The following is a 21,416-nucleotide window of genomic DNA, read 5'->3' as shown; positions in this document are numbered from 1 at the left end:
GCAAGTAAATTAGCGGTGATAGGAGAGTGCGCTCATAAGTTAGCAACCATGCGAAGATTTATAAATTGATAGCAAAACGTTTGCTTTTTATCTCGATATTAGCTTTATCAATGACTTACTATTTTTGGTTGTAAGACCAGTTATAGCGACTGTTTTTTGTGCAATATTTGTTACAAAAATTCAACAAAGTAGTTTTTTATACATTTTTCTTGCATAAAACCTCGGATTGAATAGAATAACCAACAAATGACAATTAATGCAGTATTGTGGCATGAGTATTCAAGTAAAGAGCGTCAACAAATCATACGGTGATACCCAAGTTCTTCACGACATCAGTTTCGACTGTGAGAGTGGCGAAACCTTGGTATTGCTTGGCCCAAGCGGCGCGGGCAAGAGTTCATTACTGCGTGTATTGAACCTGCTAGAAATCGCGGACAACGGCGAATTAGACATTGCGAACGAGCAATTCAACTTTTCAAGCCAAATCCAAGAGAAGCAGGGGCTTAAACTTCGTCGTAAAGTCGGCATGGTGTTCCAGCAATACAACTTATGGCCACACATGACGGTGATGGAAAACTTGATTGAAGCACCAACCAAAGTTGCAGGTTTGGATAAGCAAGAAGCGATTAAGCAAGCGCAAGAAGTCCTAAAGACACTTCAACTTGCCGACAAAGCAGACGCTTGGCCACTTCAACTGTCTGGCGGTCAACAACAGCGTGTTGCGATTGCACGTGCGCTGATGATGAAACCGGATGTGTTGTTGTTTGATGAGCCAACAGCGGCGCTTGATCCTGAGATCACCAACCAAGTCGTGAGCATTATTAAAGAATTGAGCGGAACGGGCATTACCCAAGTGGTCGTGACGCACGAAGTCGATTTCGCGAAGAAGATTGCTAGCCACGTTCTGTACCTAGAAAAAGGGTACATCGTTGAACACGGCACCAGCGATTCATTCGTTAATCCGCAGACACCTGAGTTTGCTGAATATTTGACTCATTAAGTAAGTCACTTATTAAAAGAAAGTTGACTCACTAGATTTAGCTAAACACAACATCAATTAAAACAATCAAATTATAAGAATGGCCACAGGCCGCAATTACACAGTATTCGGAGTAACAAAATGAAAAAGATTCTACTAGCTTCACTTATCGGCCTTGCTTCTTTCAACGCAGCAGCTCAAGAAGAAATCAAATTCGCAATGGAAGCAACTTACGCACCATTCGAATACATGGATGAGAACAACCAAATCCAAGGTTTTGACGTAGACCTAGCAAACGCACTTTGTGAAGAGATGAAAGCGACATGTACTTTCCACAACCAAGCATTCGATAGCTTGATCCCTGCACTTAAATTCAAACGTTACGATGCAGCTATCTCAGCAATGGACATCACAGAAGCGCGTCTTAAACAAGTGAACTTCTCTAACGCTTACTACGATAACTCTGCAGCATTCATCTCTTTCGAAGGCAAAGTAGCAGACCAAGCAGCACTAGAAGGCAAGCGTGTTGGTGTTCAAAACGGTTCGACTCACCAGAGCTACCTACTTGAGCAAATGACTGGCGTAACAGCGGTACCTTACTCAAGCTACCAAGATGCATTCATCGACATGAAGAACGGTCGTATCGATTCTGTATTCGGTGACACAGCCGTTGTAGCAGAATGGTTTAAGAAAGAAGACAACCTAACGTACGTTGGCGACCAAGTAACAAACCAAGAGTACTTCGGTAACGGCTTTGGCATCGCAGTAAACAAGAGCAACCAAGAACTTGTAGACCAGCTTAACGTTGCACTTGCAGCAGTAAAAGCGAACGGCGAATACGACAAGATCTTCAACAAGTACTTCGGTAAGTAATTTATGGAATTAACGGGTTACTCTTTAGGGCTCGTCGAAGCAAGCTGGATGACTGTTCAGCTTGCGTTCGTAAGCCTATTGGTTGGATTGGTTCTAGCAGTTTTGTTTGCAAGTGGTGAGATGTCTCGTCGTATTGCAATCAAATGGCCAACGACTGCATTTGTGACGATTGTTCGTGGTTTACCAGAAATTCTGGTCGTACTGTTTATTTACTTTGGTTCGACACAAGTTCTGTTCATGATCACTGGCGATTTCATAGAAGTGAGCCCGTTCTTATCTGGTGTTGTTGCACTGTCACTTATCTTTGCTTCTTACGCTTCGCAAACCTTGCGTGGTGCATTAAAAGCAGTAAGCAAAGGGCAGAGAGAAGCAGCAAGCGCGCTTGGTATTTCTCAGTCTCGTGCATTCTTTCGTATCGTGTTGCCTCAAGCGGTAAGACACGCACTACCAGGTTTAACCAACCAATGGCTAGTGTTACTGAAAGACACCGCATTAGTATCGCTGATTGGCGTAACAGATTTGCTGAAACAAGCACAACTAACATCAGCGGCAACGCACGAAGCATTTACTTGGTACGCGACAGCAGCTGCAATCTACTTGGTCATCACTTTGATCACACAAAGACTAGTAAAAGTGATTGATGGTAAGTTCTCTATTCAAGGTTTGGGTAACAAAGGGGCGATGGCATGAATCAACAATACCTCTCTCAAATGCTTGAAGGCTTAGCGACCAGTCTGCAACTTACAGGCGCTTCATTGCTGGTTGGTTGTATCTTGTCACTGCTGATGACGGTAACGCTAATCCTAAGAATACCGGCGATTCACTGGTTCACTCGTGGCATCATCACGCTGTTCACTGGCACACCATTGTTGGTTCAAATCTTCTTGGTGTATTACGGCCCAGGTCAGTTCGATTGGATTCGTGAAAGCTTCATGTGGACTTGGTTAAGTCAACCTTGGTTCTGTGCAATGTTAGCATTAGCTTTGAACACTGCCGCATACAGCACGCTACTGTTCAGAGGCGCATTCAACGCAATTCCAGCAGGGCAGTGGGAAGCATGTCGTGCACTTGGCATGGACAAAGTAGCAACGCTTAAAGTGTTACTGCCATACGCTCTGCGCCGCGCCGTTCCAGCATACTCGAACGAAGTGATTCTAGTCTTCAAAGGCACGTCACTGGCAAGCACCATTACCATCATGGATTTGATGGGCTACGCTCAGCGTATCAACGGCCAAACCTACGACACGCTAACCGTGTTTGGTATTGCTGGCGCATTCTACTTAGCAGTAAACGGCATACTAACGCTGATCTTCCGTCAGGTAGAAAAGAAAGCCCTCGCATTCGAAGCGGCGTAAGCTAGCTACTTACAAGCTTAACTAACGTATAAAGCCTGCCATTTATGTTCGCATAGATGGCAGGCTTTTTTGTGTTTTGGGTATGCTCATGGGAACTGTGTTTATATCCAGCAGGAGGGGTTTTTGCGAAATTCATACTATATGGAAATGTTCTGCATTTTGTCATTCAATGAGTCTATCTATGTTTTAAGTCACTGAATTGCTGTGATTAATCGTGGTAGAGTTCCGCCCATATGAAACTAGATAGAATAATTCTGTATTTAAATGCAGAATTTTTCTGTCTAATCGCTGTTATAAGCAAAAGGTAAGTTTATGGAAAAAGGTTTAGTTTTGTCTCCTTTGGTGTCTCAAGGAAACCAAGGCAATTTACAAGCAGTAATTCATGAGAAGATGCCTCTTGAAGATATTCGGTTTGCCTTATTGTTTTGGGATAAATTGGATGTCACTTGTTATGAGCGGTTTGCTTACCGTGATTCTCCGGGTTTTCCAAACCCAAATGCTGAATTCGATGTTTTAGTTGGTGAGGGTATAGCTTTTGTAGATAGAAATGATGTCAACCTTGATAACGTTACTAAAGCGCCACTATTCGTACAAGACATCATTCAGTTAGAGCCTTTTGCCGTATTGCATAAACATCTACAGAATAATGCCGAAGATTGGAGTATGTTCCAAGTCGGACAAAGCCTCGTTACACCAGAAAAGTGTGCGACTACAGTATCTACGATTGAGTTAGAGTTATACCAATTGTTGAACGTTCCTAGCGCTCAAACCCCTATCCATGATGTTTTAGAATTCAGGGAAAAAAGAAAATCTGAATTACTAGAATTAAGGTTTACACTTGATGAACTAGTCTCAAGAGTAACTAGTGCAGAAAACACCGAGCAAGAAGCAAATAGAGTAAAAGCGAAACTTACAAACGACTTAACCAATTACAACCGTGTTTTAAATGAATCATGTTCTTCTACAGTAGCAAAAAGCATGAACCAGATAGTAACTAATCCGATAAATGCTTGCCCAAGTGCTATTGCAGTTATTGCTGGTGTTTTAGGTGGTATTCCTAGTGCGGTTGCAACACTTATTGGTGCCGGAGCTCTTGGTGCTAGTGTTTTAGATTTTGCAGTATCTGAAAGGTCTGTTTACGACAAGTTGCCTCAAAATCTACACAAATATGCATACTTATCTTTTATAGAGAAAGATATGCGTTAACTTGATTATAGCAAACGACTATGGCGTCAATGGTTAGTTTTTGGCTGTATTTTCATCCCACATGGCGCCATCTCTCAGCATAGAATTAAGGGTCACAACCATCTTTCGAACACACGCGATTATTGCGACTTTCTTGGGCTTCCCAGCAGCTAAAAGTCGAGCATATGTCGCTTTGAATACGGAGTTACATTGCATGGATGACATCATTTAAATATGTAACAATATGCACACTTGCGCTCGACCGTCTTGGATTATGCGCTTATCTTTGTAGCGAACACATTCGAGTGTGACTGGAACGACACCAATGAGTGACATATTTGCTATTGTAGTCAGTAGTTTAGAGCGAGTTACCGACTTATGAAGTATGACTTTACCATTTTGGTCATTGGCATGAAGACTGAAGTGGTTTTTAGCTAGGTCAATACAGCAGAAATAAGAATAATCAGACATGGTGCCTCCGATGTATTTAAGTACCACATAAGTGTGGCAGATCCTCGGGAGGGGGAATCCATGTCATTCGTTAGCTGTTCAGAGGAAAATATGACACATGAACATTTAGATGATGCACCCTCTGATTTTCTCGTGTCTCTTGCAAAAGGAACCGTGGGGATCATTCCAGGTGTCGGTGGTTTAGTTGCAGAGGTGATTGGAAGTACTATACCCAATCAAAGAATTGATAGAATCTCGGGCTTTGTAAAGGAATTAGATAAACGTATTGATGAGTTGGAATACAAGCTCATCAAAGATAATCAATTCTACCGTGATATATTTGAAGATGCGATGCAGCAGGCTTCTAGATCTCTTTCAAGTGAGCGAAATAAATACTTAGCTCAGTTCATAAAAAACACATTGAATTTACCTCTAGAGCATTATGCAATCCAGAAAAAATTGCTGTTTACGCTGCAAGAACTGACAGATTTAGATATTGAGTTTTTAGTAGCGGTACGTGATTTCGGTTTTTACGAAGCGAGTAAGCCGTTTAAGTTGGGAACTCCAACATTAGAAGAATTAAATGACCCCAAAAGGGAGCTTTTGACCGTATCGTTAGGTATGCACGTGCTAACACTCGAGCGACTGGATTTAGTTAAGCTTGGACGAGCACCTGATGACAGCGAATACCTTGATAGCAATATTGACTCTAATACTGGTTTAGCTGAGATTACAGAGTGTCGAGTGTCAAAAATTGGAGAGCACTTGCTTAAAGCTATCCAAATTTGAAAACACGGCTAACAAACGACTATGGCGTCAATGATTAGTTTTTGGCTGTATTTTCATCCCACATGGCGCCAACTCTCAGTATAGAGTTAAGAGTCACAACCATCTTTCGAACACACGCGATTATTGCGACTTTCTTAGGCTTTCCTGCAGCTACAAGGCGAGCATAAGTTGCTTTGAATACGGGGTTACATTGCATGGCTGACATCATTGCCATATATAACACTGTGCGTACTTGCGCTCGACCGCCTTGGATCACGCGCTTACCTTTGTAGCGCCCACTTTCGCGTGTTATTGGAGCGACACCAATGAGTGGCATATTTGCTATTTTAGTCAGTAATTTAGAGCGAGTTACCGACTTATGAAGTATTACTTTACCATTTTGGTCTACGGTATGAAGACTGAAGTGGTTTCTAGCTAGGTCGATACCGCCGAAATAAGAATAATCAGACATGGTGCCTCCGATGCATTTAAGTACCACATAACTGTGGCAGGTCCTCTGTGGGGGGAATCCGTGTCATTCATTATGTGACAAGCGTTAATCCATCGCTGGCGAAAGCACTCGATATCTCATATTGTTAGTGTGAAACTTCCCTTCATGAGGCTGCTATGACGAATCAACTTAGACAAAACAAAGACAATGCTATTGCTTTTTATAGAACTGCTTACATGGGTGATCCAGCTAAAGCAGTAGAGTTGTATGTTGGTGATGATTATATCCAGCACAACCCAGTTGTTGCTGATGGTAAGCAGGGCTTTATAGATTACTTTGAAGAAATGTCTCGGGACTATCCCAAAAAGGATATAGAGTTTTTGAGAATTATTGCTGAAGGTGATCAGGTAGCTTTGCATACAAGGCAAACATGGCCTGCTGGTGAAGAGTACGTAACGATGGACTTTTTCCGTTTCGATTCAAATGGAAAAATAGTCGAGCATTGGGATTCAATTCAAGTGGTCCCGAAAGAGTCAGCCAATAATAACTCGATGTTTTAATAGTCACATAACAAGGCGTTCAAGCCGACCTCTAACGCATGGCACTCTCGCTTCGCGAATTGTAGTGCCATCAGCGTTGTGGCGGATTAACTTCGCGTTAGGCAAAAAGAAGAAATATTCAACAGAGGAAGTCATGGAAATAAGAGCTGCAAAATTTGAGGACATCAGTCAAATCGTAGAACTACAGAAATCTTGTCATGTATCTAACTTGGACGAATCTGATAAATGCGATGGTTTCTTAAATACAGTGATGGACGAAGTGCTTCTAACTCAAGTTATCGAGCAAGAGCAGGCTATATATATTGCTGAACTCAACAATACGATAGTAGCGATGGCTGCTTGTGCTTCATGGCAGTTTTGGGAATGTTCAGAAGGACTCACTTCTGTGGCGAACAAGCTTGGTTCAGTGGTAGTTGGGAGTACCCGACTAAGCTCTTCTAATTCATACTTTTGGGGACCTGTCTGTGTGGGTAAGGCTTGTCGTGGTCAAGGTGTGTTTGAGAAGTTGTTTCGGTTTAGTTGTGAAGTAAGAAGTTCTAAATTTTCTTACGTTTACACGTACGTGCATAAAGACAATGCTCGTTCTTTTGCTGCTCATACCAATAAAGCAGGCTTTAAATATACAAAAGATTTCGATCTCAATGGGCAAACTTTTCAGGAAATGGCGCGCGAAACGAAATTTGCCTAACAACTGCTCAAGATGAATTCCCAACGCTTTGCAGTTTCGACTTACTTGGCTTTAAAGCGTTTATGTCACAGAGGGTTCGGCCATAACGTCACTCACACCTATACATAGTGTTGCTTTCTACGAGGGAATGAACATGAAACAACGACTTTTCAAGAACCTGAAGCTGGCATTAGGGGTTGGCTTTGGTGTCGCCATTCATCAGTACTTTTTTATGACGGATGGTGCATTTGATTTCTATCGGCCAATTGTGGCGTTTGCTTTTACGTTTGTAGTGAGCAGTATTGGTACACTTCTAAAAGAAAGAATCATGCGTAACAAGGAGGCTAAAGGGGAATCATGACTAAAATCTATTTCGTATGTGGCTTTATTGGCTCGGGTAAAACGACTTACTCTAAAGCGCTTGCAGAAAAGCATGGCGCGTTTCGTTTCTCGATTGATGAGTGGATGATTCCTTTGTATGGCGAGCATGTGGAGCGTGAGGTTTTTGATAGCCGGCTGGCTACGTTACAAGGGTTATTCAAGGACTCTGCAATGCAGCTCTTTTCCTTGGGTGTTCCGGTGATTTTTGACTTCGGTTTTTGGTGTAAATCAGACCGCGATTCTTTTACAAGCTGGGCATCAAACCTAGGCGTGGGCAGCGAAGTTCACTACCTTGATGTTCCCTTTGATACTTGTAAGCAGAGAGCATTTAGCCGTAACTCGGAACTGAATGGAAAGTCTTATGAAATGACACCTGAAATGTTAGATCTGTTTTGGTCTTGGTTTGAGGTTCCAACTTCAAATGAAAATGTTGTTTGGGTTCAACAGGAAGCTCAATAAGGTATGTAGTCAGGCGCGAAGGTGAGTGGCGTTTTTGTTATCTAGCTTGTGTTCTAAGTCTCACATTACATTGGGTTTGTGAAAGTCTGAGTCGTCCATCGAATAGTCGTGTAACAAGGGCATTTCTAATGCCGTATTTTTGGTAATTAGTTCTTCCTGTCGATTATCGAATTTGTCCTAAACCCACTATTAAGGCAGGGAACCCCAATGAATAGAACGCTATGGTTCGCACTCATTTCGCTTTTGTTTTCAATGACAATGGTATTTTGTACATACAGTTATGGAACAGAGAGCCACGTTGAAGTAATCACACTCACTTTAGTACTGTCGGGCCCTCTGATTTTGACCTTTGCGCTCGTTGTCATTTTTTGTGGCGCACCAGTTGTTAACAAGTACAAGTTACTTGGAACCATCGCAATTTGTGTGCATGGATTTACAGCCTCATTACACGTGTTGTGGAACGGCTTTATGTTTGTCGATGTGATTAATAAACAAGGCTTAGGTCCGGGACAAGGTTATTCTGGCTTGATACTTTGGGTTGGTAGTATCAAGGCGATGCTACTTGGTTTGGTTGTGGGAGTATCCCTGCATTACTTGCTACGATTATTTAGAAAGGCTGCAGTAAGATAACTGTGGCTAGTTAGTGGGTTGTTCGTTGTCTATAGGAGTTGTCACTGTGTTTTATAGTAAGGAATTTAACAAGGGATTGCTGCTCATCCTTGTTGCGATAAGTGCTTTCATTGTCTTTACCTCGGATAATAACCCTGGGTCATTAATCGCTCACGCCATCAATGGTTTAATTGCTTTGCTCTTTTTCTCCATGACAATTGAGGTCAAAGGCAATGTACTAAGCTGGTATTTCGGCTTTGGCTTTTGGCGTAAGAATGTAGAAGTATCAGACATTACCGAGACATGGTTCTATCAAAGCAAGTGGTATCAAGGTATTGGCATCCGAATGCTTAGCGATGGCTGGTTGTATAATGCATCGATAGGTTCAGCGCTGAAGTTAAGCCTAAGCAATGGAAAGCATGTTTACATTGGTTGTAAGGATACAGACGGTTTAAAGCTGGCCTTGAAAACCGCTAACGAACAGATAACTGAAAATTGAATTACGAGGCTTGGCACTTTTCATTTTAAGTTGGACGAATGTTTAACGCTCTATGCTTTAAGTGAGCTGGACCTTAATATCACAACAAATGAATCGGAGATTGAATGGACAGAGCAATCAAAACACATTTCGACGAGTATCCCGATGATGTTCGAGCTCGGCTTGACGAATTGCGTTCATTAATCTTTGAGCTTTCATCTGATTTGGAATTAGGTGAAGTCGAAGAGTCTCTGAAATGGGGCGAGCCGAGTTACAGCGTTAAGACGGGCAGCCCAATCCGAATTGACTGGAAATTAAAATCGCCAAACAACTATTACTTGTTCTTTAACTGTCAAACAAAGCTAATCGACACATTCAGAGAATTGCACGATGGTACATTGGCATTTCAAGGCAATCGGGCAATCGTCTTGAACCTAACAGAACCACTTCCCAAGGCACCAATCAAGCAGTGCTTAGAGCTGGCCTTAACTTATCAACAACGAAAACATCTTCCGTTTCTTGGCGCGTAATTCTTATGTGTTGTCATTATATTTCTTAAACAGGTTTTCTGTGTTCTAGCTATCACTCTTTAAAGTGCTATGACTGTACCATCTTGATTAGTATCAAGAGGCTAGGGAAACTCGGTAACCAACGCTGATTGTATTGCTTACCGTTTAAAAAGGTGTTCTAGTCACCTTGTATTTTCAGACTTAAAAGGAAGTTGTATGAATTTAGATAAAGCCAAGAAACGTATCGCAAAGCAGGTTAAGAAAGGCGACCACGGATACCCAAAAATCACGTTAGCGTATTACGGGACGACCAAAGATCTCGCAACGGAAGTCGCAGTTCAATTTATGTTGGGCGAGGGCGACGGTGTCCAAGAAGAGCGTTTTTCTTGTGAAACCGAAATCCGAGATAATGAGCTAATCCAAACGACGTTACTCAAGATAATCGAGCGAGCAAATGTGAACTCAGTGATTGAAGTTGAAGGCGTGGCTGTTCTTTAGTTTGCCTCGTATCTGTAAGTTTATGAGTGGCCGTCGTTGTCTAGGTAATGTGTCATTACATGGGTTAGTTAATTCAGGATATTTAGAGTAATGCACTTAAGAAAAGCACAGCTTCATGAGCTAGATACCATTTATACAATGGGCTTCGATGTTTGGGGTGATGGATTGACGTTAGACAATTACTTAACAGGTTGTCGCAAAAGTAAAAAGTACTTATCTGGTACTTGGTATGTGTTAGTCGAGAAGGATAGAGTCGTGTCGTCTCTTATCGTTTACCGTGACATGTTTGGTCTTGCTAAGGGATGTTTCGGTATTGGCTCTGTGGCTACCCCTCAAGAATTACGACACCAAGGCTATGCGTCTGAATTGATCAACTTGGTAAAAACGGAGTTATTCACTCGTCATACTTGTAAGGCTTTGTACCTGCACAGCGACATCGAGCATGAATTTTATAATAGGCTTGGGTTTGTGAGCATAGTAGGCTCTGATTGTATGTATATTTCGAACGACTCTTCTGAGTTTGATGGACGAATACCAGATTACTTCTAGGTGTCAGTTTTACTTACAACAAGCTGTGTTGGTTTGGAAACGAAGCCAATACGAGAACTCAGGTGTATAATCCACATGTTATCGAATTAGGCAGGATACATGGCGATCTCGTTTGAAACTCAAAGACTAAAAGTAGAAGAAGTTCCAGGTGAGCTTACTGTTCCTGAACGTTCGGCTCTACTTGAGCGAGTGCCTGGCATTCTAACCCCATCAGTTGTTGAAAACCTTCCACCATACTTTCACGGTATTGTGTCACGTGAACTGGCTGAAATTTGGCTCGATCGAATGTTGTCGGAGAGCCGCTTACTTCAAGTGAAATACAACGATAATCAATTGATTGGTTTTCTGTTCGCTTATGTAGAAGACGAAAGTGATGCTCATATTGGCTCCTTGCTTGCAGAAGAGTTCTGGGGCAAAGGTTTAGCAAGTGAGTTATTGCAGAGTTTCATCACAGAAGTCGCAAAAACGGAGTCATGGTTAACACTGATTGGCGGTGTCGATCGTTCAAACATCGCCTCCGCACACTTACTTAAGAAGCTAGGTTTTGTTGAGCAAGCCTCTGATGAAAGTCCCGTGGTTTTCTATGAATATAAGCTTTATCGTCTTAACTCTTAACTCTTAACTCTCAGTGCTTAATTTCTAATCCCTAACTCAAGCCATAACTGCGTTTTACATTCATCCCCAATTCTTAATATCACCAGTTTGATTCAACTTTAGTGTTTACAGCACAAACTTTTAGGTAAAGTAGTCGTACTTCTCACTATTGAGTGAAGCGTTATTCGCGAGAACAAGAAGGTTATATGGAAAATATTAGAAAAGCCCAAGCATCTGATTTAGCGTCAATCCAAGAGCTAGCGAGAGACACAATCAATGCGTGTTACCGTTCGTTTTTGGGCGATGAAGGCGTGGATTGGTTCATCAACAGTGGTGAGTCTGATAAAGAAGTTGAGAAACAACTCTCAAATTGTGTCGTGCTTGAATCAAATAATCAGATTCAAGGTTATTGTGCGTTTGAAAATGACTTCGTACATATCTTAATGGTTTCCCCGAACATTCAACGTTCTGGTTTTGGTGCGACTCTTCTCAAGTATGTTGAGAACGAGATGAGCACATTGGGTCATGAACATTATCGTCTTGAAACATTCAAAGGTAATGATCAAGCGATTCAGTTTTATCTGAAAAATGGTTGGTCGATTGATAGGGAAGAAACCGACGAAGAGTTTGGATTTGTTAGGGTTTACTTGAGTAAGAACGCCTAGAAAAACGTCGCTTATTACTCATAATTTATCAAGGAAGAAACGTTATGAAATTAGCTCAGTTAAATATCGCTCTGGCAAAATACCCGTTAGATGCGCCAGAAATCAAAGAGTTTGTTGATAACTTAGAGTTGGTTAATGGAATCGCAGAAAGCAGTGAAGGGTTTGTTTGGCGTCTGAAAGATGAATCTGGTGACGCCACCAACATCCAAGCTTTCGAGGATCCTAATATGATTGTGAACATGTCGGTGTGGGACTCTGTGGATTCATTAAAGAACTTTATGTTCCGCACACATCACCGTGATTTCATGCGCCGAAAGGGGGATTGGTTTCATCGTTTACCTGAAGATACTTATGTTCTTTGGTGGATCGAAGAAGACCATATTCCCACACTCGAAGAAGCGATAGAGCGACTTGAACACCTCAGAGAAATCGGTGATACGCCGTATGCTTTCACTTTTAAAACCAATTTTACAGAGTCAGAAGCGCCAAAATAGCGTTCGTCCAATCAGCGTTATGTTCCATTGAAACTAAAATAGGGGCATCTGTGGTGTGTGGGAACTGTTGACGTTGGATGGGTCATCGACAGCTTGATAGTATTCAACCCAAACCTTATTGCTTCTAGGAAACTCTCGTTTCAATACTTTCTTAACGTGTTTTCGAGTGCTTGCTACATCACCAGTAAATGTATGATTGTGGTAACCCGTTTCAATGATCTGAAACTGTGAGTCACCGAAGCAATAAAGCAGAAAGCCACGGTCTCTTTTGTACGTTTTAAAGTGCACGGCTTCTTTAGGTTGTAAGCACTTAAGCTGCTTTTCGACTAACGTTAGTACTTGAGATATATGAATCATTTTTCGCTCACTCTTGTAGTGAATGAGACAAGTTTATCAAACAGATAAGCTCAGGAAATATCAATAAATACTGAACATGCGTTTAGTGAAGGCTTGGTCTGCTGGAGTTAAGTGGTGACGGGGTTAGGCGTTAACAGAGCTAATGTACTAACAAAGCTTAAGTATTAACAGTGTATTCTGCTTTTAAACAGATAAAGGTAAGTTGTGATTGAATTTAAAACGATCGGTCTTTTTGTACTTACGGCGGTCGCCGAGATTGTAGGGTGTTATCTACCTTATCTTTGGTTGAGAGAAGACAAGAGCATTTGGTTATTGATTCCTGCTGCGATAAGTCTCGCGTTGTTTGCTTGGTTATTGACGCTTCATCCTACCGCGACAGGGCGTGTTTATGCGGCCTATGGCGGTGTGTATATTTCTGTTGCCCTAATATGGCTGTGGCTTGTTGATGGCGAGAAGCCGACAACGTGGGATCTGGTCGGTGGCTCAGTTGCACTACTCGGTATGGCGATTATTATGTTTGGCCCTCGAAACGCGTAGTGCGTGCATTGAGATGACAGGAAGAGAATAAACCATGGAAAAGGTTGATTGGCACAAGAATCAGATTGATGACAGTACCGTCATAACGGACAGCTACAAAACGACTCAGAACGTGCGTCGATATTTTAAGTCCAAGCTTGGCGAAGAGTTTAAATTTGACCGTGATTTTATGCAGTGGATGAACAATGCGACAGGATTGACTATGGGTGATGCCTTACAAGAGTGGGCGAAGCGTAACGATATAAAGTAATGGATTATCTTGTTGGTAAACTCATCTACTAGCTAACCAGTTTATAAAAATACCGCCGTAATCAACGGCGGTATTTTTATTATGCTTATTGCATTATTCAGCAGAGAACAAAGAGTCTAGTTAACGTGAGCTAATTCAACAGTCTGCGTTTCATTAGCGACTTTCCAATCGCCACCTAACGCTTTATATACCGCAATCGTGGTGTTGGCTGTTTGAAGCTTGGCGGCTACTTGACGATCTTGCATCGCTTTCTGTTGCCTTTGTGCGTCTAACACCGATAAGTAATCGACTAGGCCCGCTTTATAGAGTGACTTTGCCTTGCTCACTGCGTTATCGACGGCGAGGGTGGCTTCGTCGATGCGCCTTTGGTTCTCTTGGCTACGGCCATAGGCAAACAAGCTTGAATCGACTTCTGCAAAGGCGCTGTCTACCGAGTGTTGGTAGTTAAGTGCTGCAGAACGGAACCTTGCTTCGTTCATTTCAACCATGGCTTCACCTCGGCCACCATCGAACACATTCCAACTGATGCCTGCAGATGCCGCCCAACCGAATGAGTCGCTACTGAATAGGTCATCAAAACTTCCCGCCGTCACACCTGGTGAGCCCGTTAGGAAGAATTTTGGATAGCGATTGGCAATGCTTGCACCGAGTTCTTCGTTAATGGCTGCCATTTCACGCTCTGCAATTCGGATGTCTGGGCGTTGTTCTAACAAGTCAGAAGGTAAGCCTGTCGGAATCACATCGTTCATTCGCGGCAAGGTAAATTCACCCGCTAAACGTTGGTTTACGTTCGTAAGTGATTCACCTAACAACACTGCCATGCGTTGTTTGTGTACTTGCTCTGCGATTTCAAGTTGAGGAACAATCGATTCAGTCGCGGCAAGCATGGCTTTGGCTTGAGCAAGATCTAACTCAGAGCCGTAGCCGCTGCGAACAACTTTAGTGACCAATTCTAAAGTCTGTTTTTGGTCGGCAATGTTCTCTAGTGCGATCGCTTTTCGCTCTTGCGCGCCCCGATATTGCAGGTAGTTGTGAATAACATCGGCGGTGATCAAGGTGTTCAAACCCGATTGAAAGATCTCAGCTTGTTCCACTCGAATTGTTGCTGCGTTGGATTGCTTATCGATACGTCCAAACAAGTCCATTTCCCACGCGATGCTCGCACCTAAGAACCCACCATCGTGTTGTGCTTCCAGCAGCGACATCCCCGTTGCTGATTCAACCGCATCAGAGGCGCCAAATACCGGGCCGAGTAGGGAGTCGTTCTCGCTCAATTGGTAGTTGTAATAACCGCCACCGACATTGATGGTCGGAACTTTGAATGACTCCACAACGCTCTTATATGAGTTCGCCATGTTGATTCGCTCCGCGGCCAGTTTAAGTGGGATGTTCTGGTTTTGAACATCGGCCACTAACTGATTGAGCGTCGGGTCATTGAACTGTGTCCACCAATGATTGTGCTGCTCGTTTTGGCTCACGCCGTCTTGGTTTACATCACCTTGGCTATATAAGAAGGTCTCAGCCATGGTGGTTTGAGGTTCTTCGTAATCGGGGCCAACCGCACAACCTGTCAGCAACAAGGCGAGAGCAATAGGAGCCACTTTAAACTTCGTTAATGGATACATGTTTATTGCTCCTTGTTGAATGAGGTTGGAGTGCCGCTGTTTGTAGACTGAGGTGTTGCATCAAGCACGATCACTGCGTCTTTAATGGCTTCAGCCACTGTCTTTTTCTCTTCAGTTCGATAGAAAAGCTTGTACAGCGCAGGCATTACAAACAGAGACAACACAGTTGCCGCAGCCAAACCACCGATAATGGTTGCCGCCATCTGGTCAAACAGCAGGTCACTAAGCAGCGGGATCATGCCAAGTGCAGTAGTGAGTGCGCCCATAGAGATCGCCATTGTACGGTTCACGGTTGCTTCTTTGATTGCATCAGACAGTGAGCGACCGTTTTTACGTTCAAGCTCGATTTGGTCCATCAATACAATGCCGTTTTTGATGATCATACCGGTCAAGGTTACCGCGCCAATCAATGCCATGAATCCGAATGGTTTATCCAACAGCAATAAGCTGAATGTTGCACCCGTCGCCGCAAGCGGTAGGGTGGTAAAGATGATCACTGGCTGTTTGAAGCCGTTAAACATCGCCACTAAGATAATCACCATCAACAGCATTGCTTTAGGTAGCTGCTTAAGAATATCGCTGACGGCTTTGTGCTCGTCGTAATATTCGCCGCCCCATTCCAAGTGGTAACCATGGGGAAGGTGGATGGATTCAATTTGTTCTTTAACCGAGTTTCTTACCGCTGCAGGAGTGGTGTAACGACCAACGCCAGCTTGTGCAGTGATGGTTTTTACGCGGTCACGACGCCAAATCATGGTCTCTTCACTGGTCAGCTCAAAGCCATCAATGACTTGACCTAGTGGAACGCTGTGAATGCCTAACAGAGAGCGAACCGGCAGAGTTTCTAGCGACTGAATTGAGCTTTCTGTGCCACGCAGTTGAATCGTGATTAGCTCATCATTCAAGTTCATACGACCCAGTGGCATGCCTTCTGACGCACGTTTCATCGCGAATGCAATGTCGGCACGGTTAATACCGGCTAGACGCATCTTGTCTTGGTTGATGACAGGTTCTAGAACCTTGCTCTTTTGTCGCCAGTCGTCACGCACGTATTTGGTGTCTGGATGACGAGCAAAGATCGCTTTCGCTTGCTCTGATAAGCCGTGAAGCACCTCGACATCTGGGCCGGAGAAACGTGCTTCAACACTGAATTTATCGGCAGTCGCCAGCTTTAAGCTTCTAAAACGAGGATCGGCGTTTGGAAACTCTTCCATTAACCATTTGTCACCACGCGCAATCAGCGGGCTGAGTGACGGGAAATCGGTAGCGTTAATCAATATCTGACCATAAGCAGGGTCAAACGGTTCTGGTTCAATAGTTACTGAGAAGCGAGGAGCACCCGCGCCAACGTATGTTGAGATACTGTCGACTTCCGGCTGTTCTAACAACCACTGTTCGATGCGCTTCATGTCCTCTGAGGTTTGTTCAACCTTAGCACCATTCGGTAGCCAGTAATCTAGAAACAGGATGGGCCTGTCGGCTTGTGGAATGAAGTTAACCGCGATGCTCGGCACAGCCAATGCCGTCACTAATATCAACGGAATAAGCCCCGTCAGTGCTTTGAGTGGGTTATCTACCGTCCAGTTTACGCTCTTACGGTATAAGCTCACTTTGGTGTTGTCAGCTTGTTTGCTTGGCTTGATAAAGAACCAACACATCAAGGCTGTGAAGGTCATCGCGACGAACCAAGATAATAACAGTGAAGAGGCGATGATAAGGAATACCGAGCTTGCGAACTCAGCCGCATCGGTTTTTGAAAAGATAACAGGGCTTGCACCCATGATAGCAATAACTGTAGCGCCAAAGAGTGGTGTTGCTGTCTCTTTAACAGAATCAATTGCGGCTTTGGTGCGGTCGACGCCTTTGTTGATTTTCACAATCATCATATCGGTGATGACAATCGCGTTATCTACCAACATGCCGAGCGCAAGAATGAACGTACCTAGTGAAACTCGGTGTAAATCAATTGACGCGATGTTCATGTAGATAAGCGTCAGCAAGATAGTCAGCAGTAAGCTTGAGCCGACGATGGTAGCGCTTTTTAGTCCCATGAATATCGATAGGACGATGAACACAATCGCGACACTTTCTAGCAAGTTTTGTACGAAGTTATCGATCGATTTCTGAACTTCTTCAGGCTGGTTTGCTACCGTAGAGATATCGACGCCTAACGGCAGAGTTGCTTGGAAATCGCTGACGATCTGATTGATTTCATCGCCAAGCGATACCACGTTAACGCCGGTCACTGGGCTCATCGCTAGCGTGACCGCAGGTACGCCGTTGTAACGGTTCTCGGTCATCATTGGCTCTTGGTAGCCCATGGTGATGTCTGCGATATCGCCCAAACGGATTAAGCTGGTTCCGAATTCACTCACGCCGCCTTTAATCATCAGGTTTTTGATGTCGTCTAATGAACCAAACTCGCTCGACTGTTGAACGCGAATACGTTCAGTGCCCGCTGAAAATTTGCCCGCATCAAAGGTCATGTTCTGAGTATTAAGCTGTGACCAAACTTGTGTGATAGATAAACCGTATTGCGCCAACCTTTCATCTGGAATATCGATATGAACAACACGTGGCTGAACACCGTGTAACTCAATCTTTTTAATGCCATCGACGGTTTTAATTCTACGTTGAAGTTCTTCGGCGTAACGTCTTAGCTCAGCAGGCGAAGCATCCTTACTGTGGATAGAGAAAAGCATGCCGTAGACTTCAGAAAACTCATCCTGCACGACACTGATTTGCGCCGTCGAAGGCAGTAACAGCTTCATGTCTGACACTTTACGACGCAACAAGTCCCACTCTTGTGGTAGTGCTTTTGAATTAAGAGACTCTTTAAGGTCAACAAACACCATCGACATGCCCGGACGAGACAGTGAACGCAGTCGGTTCAATGACCCCATCTCTTGCAGTTTAGTTTCAACGGTATCGGTGACTTGTTGCTCCACTTCTTCTGCAGAAGCGCCGGGGTAGAGTGTCACTACAACGGCCGTTTTAATGGTGAAACTTGGATCTTCGAGCTTGCCAAGATCAAAGTAAGAAAACAGGCCCGCGATAACACTCAATGCAGTGAAAAACAAAATGAAGGTGCGTTGTTTGATCGCAAAATCAGCTAGATTCATCATGATTTACCTACAGACTCTTAACTTGAATATCGGAGAAGTGTTGGCCTTCCATGACGTACTGAGCACCACTCACCACAACGAAGTCGCCATCGCTAAGCGTAGATTCAACACACACGGTATTTTGAGACATCGAAACCACGTCCACAGTCACGCCGTGCGCTTGCTCGTTTTGAACGGTGAATACTTGCTCGATACCCGATTGGTTGACGATCGCTGAATACGGTAAGCAGAAATTATCGGTTGGTTCGCCAAGTTGAGTTGTAAGTGTGACGGCTTTACCCGGTAACACAGATTTGTCGGCTGACTCTACATGGTAAGTCACCGCGTAGGTCTGCTTAATAGGGTGAGGGGATGTGGCAATTTCAGTGGCGTGCCCAATCAGTTTTTCCTCTGAGCCATACCAGTTGATACCAGCGGTTTGATTTGGTTGGAATTCATGAATCAAGTTTTCTGGGACTTGGATTTTAACTTCAAGCTGATCAGGGTTGTGGATGGTGAAAACTGAAATGCCCGGCAGGACTTGTTCAAACTGATCGAAGTTAGACGCCGCGACCACGCCGTCAAATGGTGCAAGCAGTTGGGTATAACGAATCGAATCTTTTGCGCGGCGTATGTTTTGCTCAACCACTTTAACCGCCGCTTCACTTCTTTCATAGCCACTGATTGCACGGTCCAGATTAACATCAGCAATCGCGTTGTCGGCAATGGCTTGTTTCACTCGAGCAAGTTCAGTTTTAGCTAGCTTGTGTGCGGATTTTGCTTCAAGAGAACGAGCTTGCAACTCTTCCAACGCCACTTGGTAATCGTGCGGGTCTAGTTGTGCCAATGGTTGGCCTTTCTTAACTGTATCGCCAACAGAGACCATCATGTTTTGAATGGTGCCAGGCACACGAAACGCGACGCCAGCCGTTTCTGATGACTGTAATTTGCCCGTGAACGATTTTTCAACTTGATGAGAGAGAGGCTCAAGTTGAATAACTTGAATCGGACGCGTTTGTTTTTGAGCTGTCGTCGCCTCAGAGTCATTACAGCCAAACAGCGCAGTTAAGCTTAGTGCAATGACTGTGTATTTGAAGATAGGTGTCTGTTGAAAGATAGACGAACGCTGCAAAACAGATGAATGTTGAGATATAGGCTTCATGGATTACTCCTGTCAATTTATGGAGCAATTCTATCTTTCAGTTTTGTTTAGATAATCTAGTCTATTCGCGAAACACTGTCATGATATTCGTTACAATAACTAAAGATTTGGAAGTTCTTGTAATAGAAAATCAATCAAAAGTTGAGCAGAATGACTCAGCGCTTTGCGTTGCGGGTAGAGTAGCCATGCTTCTTCTTGTTGAAGGTTCTGGTCAGGGAACAGGTTAATCAAGGTTCCGTCTTTGAGTTGTTGTCGTACCAAGAGTTCCGGCAGTAGTGCGATGCCTCTGTGACGTGTCGCACCACCGGTCACGAAGCCGATACTGTCACTCACCACCGAAGGTTCGACCTTGATGATGTGGTCTTTGATGTCCCATTGCTTGTCGATGTCACCACTTGGCCATCGAAAGCACACAAAGGGGTAGTTGGTGATTTCTCTTAAGCTTGAAGGCGTGCCTTCTTTCTCTAGAAACTCAGGGCTGGCGACAAAAACACGCTGTAAAGTCATAACTTTGCGCGCCACTACATTAGCATCACTCAACGTACCACCGTGCATCGCCAGATCTAACCCTTGTCGGTACATATCGACAAAACCATTACTGACCGTACGAATATCAAGCTCGATCTTTGGGTACATATCTTGGAATTTAAACAACGTCGATTGCATGATGTCGCTGGTTTCTGGCAGCAGCCCAATCTTAACTTGCCCGTGTGCAACTTCTGATAGGTTGGAGGCGATATGGTTCGCTTTGTCGAGTGCACTTAACGCATTGAGGAGCTCTTTATAATAAAGCTCACCAGATTTCGTTAAGGAAAGGCTGCGCGTGGTTCTAAAGAACAGTTGAATACCCAGAGACTTCTCAAGGTCGTTTATTCTGCGGCTAACATTAGCGCGGGGAAGGTCAAGTGCATTTGCAGCGGCAGTAAAACTACCCAGTTCGACAACGGTGGTAAACAGCTTAAGATCTTCGATTTTCATAACAACGGCATTTAATCGTTTTTAGAACAGTATGTTGGCATCGTATACCAATTGGATTTTAAAATCGAAGCGTTCTTTAGGTTGGCTTGTTTTGAGGCAGTAAAAAGCCAGCCGATAAATCATTATCAAAGCTGGCTTGGTGTTCACATCGGACAAGACTGCTCTATTTACCACCTTGGACTAAGCAGCTTGTTCTTTCACCTTAGACCATACTGGTTTAGCGACCTCGACCATCTACCATTACGATGATGGTTTTAGAAATGATGCTGAGATCAGCGGCAATCCAAGACTTAACAGAACATAGGCTCAGTGCATAACTGTGGTCAAAACCCACTTTACGACGTACGTCATCAATGCAGGTGTCGTAACCTTGATTCACTTGTGCAAGCCCCGTAATACCAGGCATTACACCGTAAGTACGGTCTGCGAAGTAAGGGATTTCGTTCTCTAGTTTGGTGTAAAAAGTAGGGCGTTCAGGGCGTGGGCCAATTAGAGACATTTCACCTTTCAATACATTGATCAGTTGTGGTAGCTCATCAAGACGTGTCTTTCTCAAAAAGCGGCCAACGGGCGTGATTCGTGGGTCATTCGCGGTAGCCCAAACTGCACCAGAGCGAGTTTCTGCATCTTCGTACATGCTACGGAATTTCATGATCTCAAAGATTTCCATTTTCTCCGGTGTCGATTTACCAACACGCATTTGACGGTAGAAAATAGGGCCACGAGAAGTGAGTGCAATCGCCATCGCAATCAACGGAAATACGGGCGCTAGCAAAATCAAAGCAATCAGTGAGCTTACGAAATCGAAAGTACGTTTAGCACGTGAGATTTTGTATTGGTATAGGTTTTGGGTAGATAGCTGTTCAATGTTAATCATAA

The 21,416-nt window shown here is 43.7% G+C and carries 26 protein-coding genes and 4 pseudogenes; 20 read left to right on the top strand and 10 right to left on the bottom strand.

Translation table 11 applies throughout. The annotated features are described in order from the left end of the window. The first annotated feature begins 271 nt into the window (after window positions 1-271). The 5 genes from artP (at window position 272) to MSG35_RS06870 (ending at window position 4,413) form a co-directional block, all read left to right on the top strand. Window positions 272-1,000, top strand: coding sequence for an arginine ABC transporter ATP-binding protein ArtP (gene artP / locus MSG35_RS06890; protein ID WP_282449834.1), 729 nt, complete (start codon window positions 272-274; stop codon window positions 998-1,000). Between the two features lie 120 nt (window positions 1,001-1,120). After that, window positions 1,121-1,852 (top strand): arginine ABC transporter substrate-binding protein, encoded by a 732-nt coding sequence (locus MSG35_RS06885; protein WP_248383485.1) that lies wholly within the window; start codon window positions 1,121-1,123, stop codon window positions 1,850-1,852. A 3-nt stretch (window positions 1,853-1,855) separates the two neighbouring features. Continuing rightward, a complete protein-coding gene (artQ, locus tag MSG35_RS06880; protein ID WP_017061822.1) occupies window positions 1,856-2,542 on the top strand; it encodes an arginine ABC transporter permease ArtQ in 687 nt (228 codons plus the stop codon). Beyond that, window positions 2,539-3,207, top strand: a complete 669-nt coding sequence (gene artM / locus MSG35_RS06875) for an arginine ABC transporter permease ArtM (RefSeq protein WP_248383483.1) — start codon at window positions 2,539-2,541, stop codon at window positions 3,205-3,207. Before artQ ends, artM begins: the two co-directional genes overlap by 4 nt. Before the next feature lie 312 nt (window positions 3,208-3,519). After that, window positions 3,520-4,413 (top strand): DUF6236 family protein, encoded by an 894-nt coding sequence (locus tag MSG35_RS06870; RefSeq protein WP_248383481.1) that lies wholly within the window; start codon window positions 3,520-3,522, stop codon window positions 4,411-4,413. 33 nt (window positions 4,414-4,446) lie between these two features. Here MSG35_RS06870 and MSG35_RS06865 read toward each other — a convergent pair. Both MSG35_RS06865 and MSG35_RS06860 read right to left on the bottom strand, forming a co-directional pair. Then, window positions 4,447-4,725, bottom strand: a pseudogene (locus MSG35_RS06865) (IS110 family transposase); the annotation flags it as partial. Further along, window positions 4,717-4,863 (bottom strand): annotated as a pseudogene (locus tag MSG35_RS06860) (IS110 family transposase); the annotation flags it as partial. The pseudogenes MSG35_RS06860 and MSG35_RS06865, both read right to left, overlap by 9 nt. A 90-nt stretch (window positions 4,864-4,953) precedes the next feature. Here MSG35_RS06860 and MSG35_RS06855 point away from each other — a divergent pair. Then, window positions 4,954-5,631 (top strand): hypothetical protein, encoded by a 678-nt coding sequence (locus tag MSG35_RS06855; RefSeq protein ID WP_248383479.1) that lies wholly within the window; start codon window positions 4,954-4,956, stop codon window positions 5,629-5,631. Window positions 5,632-5,665: 34 nt separating this feature from the next. Here the strand turns inward: MSG35_RS06855 and MSG35_RS06850 are convergent. Both MSG35_RS06850 and MSG35_RS06845 read right to left on the bottom strand, forming a co-directional pair. Then, window positions 5,666-5,941, bottom strand: a pseudogene (locus MSG35_RS06850) (transposase); the annotation flags it as partial. Further along, a pseudogene (locus MSG35_RS06845) lies at window positions 5,930-6,082 on the bottom strand (IS110 family transposase); the annotation flags it as partial. The pseudogenes MSG35_RS06850 and MSG35_RS06845, both read right to left, overlap by 12 nt. Window positions 6,083-6,237: 155 nt before the next feature. Between MSG35_RS06845 and MSG35_RS06840 the strand changes: the two are divergent. From MSG35_RS06840 to MSG35_RS06785, 12 genes are all read left to right on the top strand, one after another. Further along, window positions 6,238-6,621: a nuclear transport factor 2 family protein gene (locus MSG35_RS06840; protein WP_059019760.1), complete on the top strand. Its 384-nt coding sequence runs from the start codon at window positions 6,238-6,240 to the stop codon at window positions 6,619-6,621. Between the two features lie 133 nt (window positions 6,622-6,754). Then, on the top strand, window positions 6,755-7,309 hold the full coding sequence (locus MSG35_RS06835) for a GNAT family N-acetyltransferase (protein WP_248383477.1): 555 nt from the start codon (window positions 6,755-6,757) through the stop codon (window positions 7,307-7,309). A 133-nt stretch (window positions 7,310-7,442) separates the two neighbouring features. Then, the gene (locus tag MSG35_RS06830) at window positions 7,443-7,649 is read left to right on the top strand and encodes a hypothetical protein (protein WP_248383475.1); all 207 of its coding nucleotides are present in this window, start codon (window positions 7,443-7,445) and stop codon (window positions 7,647-7,649) included. Then, window positions 7,646-8,128, top strand: coding sequence for an ATP-binding protein (locus MSG35_RS06825; RefSeq protein WP_248383473.1), 483 nt, complete (start codon window positions 7,646-7,648; stop codon window positions 8,126-8,128). Before MSG35_RS06830 ends, MSG35_RS06825 begins: the two co-directional genes overlap by 4 nt. 207 nt (window positions 8,129-8,335) lie before the next feature. Continuing rightward, window positions 8,336-8,758 (top strand): hypothetical protein, encoded by a 423-nt coding sequence (locus tag MSG35_RS06820; RefSeq protein ID WP_248383471.1) that lies wholly within the window; start codon window positions 8,336-8,338, stop codon window positions 8,756-8,758. Window positions 8,759-8,783: 25 nt separating this feature from the next. Next, a complete protein-coding gene (locus MSG35_RS06815; protein ID WP_248383469.1) occupies window positions 8,784-9,236 on the top strand; it encodes a hypothetical protein in 453 nt (150 codons plus the stop codon). Window positions 9,237-9,340: 104 nt separating this feature from the next. Beyond that, a complete protein-coding gene (locus MSG35_RS06810; RefSeq protein ID WP_248383467.1) occupies window positions 9,341-9,745 on the top strand; it encodes a DUF1801 domain-containing protein in 405 nt (134 codons plus the stop codon). Between the two features lie 195 nt (window positions 9,746-9,940). Beyond that, entirely contained in the window at window positions 9,941-10,222 is a 282-nt protein-coding gene (locus tag MSG35_RS06805) for a hypothetical protein (RefSeq protein ID WP_061017995.1), read from the top strand. 90 nt (window positions 10,223-10,312) lie between these two features. Beyond that, window positions 10,313-10,771: a GNAT family N-acetyltransferase gene (locus MSG35_RS06800; protein WP_248383465.1), complete on the top strand. Its 459-nt coding sequence runs from the start codon at window positions 10,313-10,315 to the stop codon at window positions 10,769-10,771. Between the two features lie 99 nt (window positions 10,772-10,870). Continuing rightward, on the top strand, window positions 10,871-11,386 hold the full coding sequence (locus MSG35_RS06795) for a GNAT family N-acetyltransferase (RefSeq protein WP_248383463.1): 516 nt from the start codon (window positions 10,871-10,873) through the stop codon (window positions 11,384-11,386). Between the two features lie 185 nt (window positions 11,387-11,571). Beyond that, on the top strand, window positions 11,572-12,030 hold the full coding sequence (locus tag MSG35_RS06790) for a GNAT family N-acetyltransferase (protein ID WP_248383461.1): 459 nt from the start codon (window positions 11,572-11,574) through the stop codon (window positions 12,028-12,030). Window positions 12,031-12,074: 44 nt separating this feature from the next. Further along, window positions 12,075-12,524: a DUF3291 domain-containing protein gene (locus MSG35_RS06785; RefSeq protein WP_017088441.1), complete on the top strand. Its 450-nt coding sequence runs from the start codon at window positions 12,075-12,077 to the stop codon at window positions 12,522-12,524. A gap of 33 nt (window positions 12,525-12,557) precedes the next feature. Here MSG35_RS06785 and MSG35_RS06780 read toward each other — a convergent pair whose 3' ends face one another. Next, window positions 12,558-12,881 (bottom strand): hypothetical protein, encoded by a 324-nt coding sequence (locus MSG35_RS06780; RefSeq protein WP_248383459.1) that lies wholly within the window; start codon window positions 12,879-12,881, stop codon window positions 12,558-12,560. Window positions 12,882-13,085: 204 nt separating this feature from the next. On the opposite strand from MSG35_RS06780, the gene MSG35_RS06775 reads away from it, so the two are divergent. Then, complete coding sequence (locus tag MSG35_RS06775) at window positions 13,086-13,418, top strand: YnfA family protein (protein ID WP_122081539.1); 333 nt, start codon at window positions 13,086-13,088, stop codon at window positions 13,416-13,418. A gap of 34 nt (window positions 13,419-13,452) precedes the next feature. Further along, window positions 13,453-13,668, top strand: a complete 216-nt coding sequence (locus tag MSG35_RS06770; RefSeq protein ID WP_017101670.1) for a DUF6434 domain-containing protein — start codon at window positions 13,453-13,455, stop codon at window positions 13,666-13,668. A gap of 116 nt (window positions 13,669-13,784) precedes the next feature. Here MSG35_RS06770 and MSG35_RS06765 read toward each other — a convergent pair whose 3' ends face one another. The 5 genes from MSG35_RS06765 to MSG35_RS06745 all read right to left on the bottom strand — a co-directional run bounded on the left by MSG35_RS06765 (window position 13,785) and on the right by MSG35_RS06745 (window position 21,414). Continuing rightward, entirely contained in the window at window positions 13,785-15,293 is a 1,509-nt protein-coding gene (locus tag MSG35_RS06765) for an efflux transporter outer membrane subunit (RefSeq protein ID WP_248383457.1), read from the bottom strand. Window positions 15,294-15,295: 2 nt separating this feature from the next. After that, window positions 15,296-18,415 (bottom strand): efflux RND transporter permease subunit, encoded by a 3,120-nt coding sequence (locus MSG35_RS06760; protein ID WP_248383902.1) that lies wholly within the window; start codon window positions 18,413-18,415, stop codon window positions 15,296-15,298. A gap of 10 nt (window positions 18,416-18,425) precedes the next feature. After that, a complete protein-coding gene (locus tag MSG35_RS06755) occupies window positions 18,426-19,559 on the bottom strand; it encodes an efflux RND transporter periplasmic adaptor subunit (RefSeq protein ID WP_248383456.1) in 1,134 nt (377 codons plus the stop codon). 99 nt (window positions 19,560-19,658) lie between these two features. Continuing rightward, the gene (locus MSG35_RS06750) at window positions 19,659-20,537 is read right to left on the bottom strand and encodes a LysR family transcriptional regulator (protein ID WP_059019786.1); all 879 of its coding nucleotides are present in this window, start codon (window positions 20,535-20,537) and stop codon (window positions 19,659-19,661) included. A 217-nt stretch (window positions 20,538-20,754) separates the two neighbouring features. Next, on the bottom strand, window positions 20,755-21,414 hold the full coding sequence (locus MSG35_RS06745; RefSeq protein ID WP_048615869.1) for a sugar transferase: 660 nt from the start codon (window positions 21,412-21,414) through the stop codon (window positions 20,755-20,757). Window positions 21,415-21,416: the final 2 nt, after the last annotated feature.

The organism is Vibrio sp. 1CM23M (assembly GCF_023161755.1).
GTDB lineage: Bacteria > Pseudomonadota > Gammaproteobacteria > Enterobacterales > Vibrionaceae > Vibrio > Vibrio coralliirubri.
This window is presented reverse-complemented; position numbering and strand designations above follow the sequence as displayed.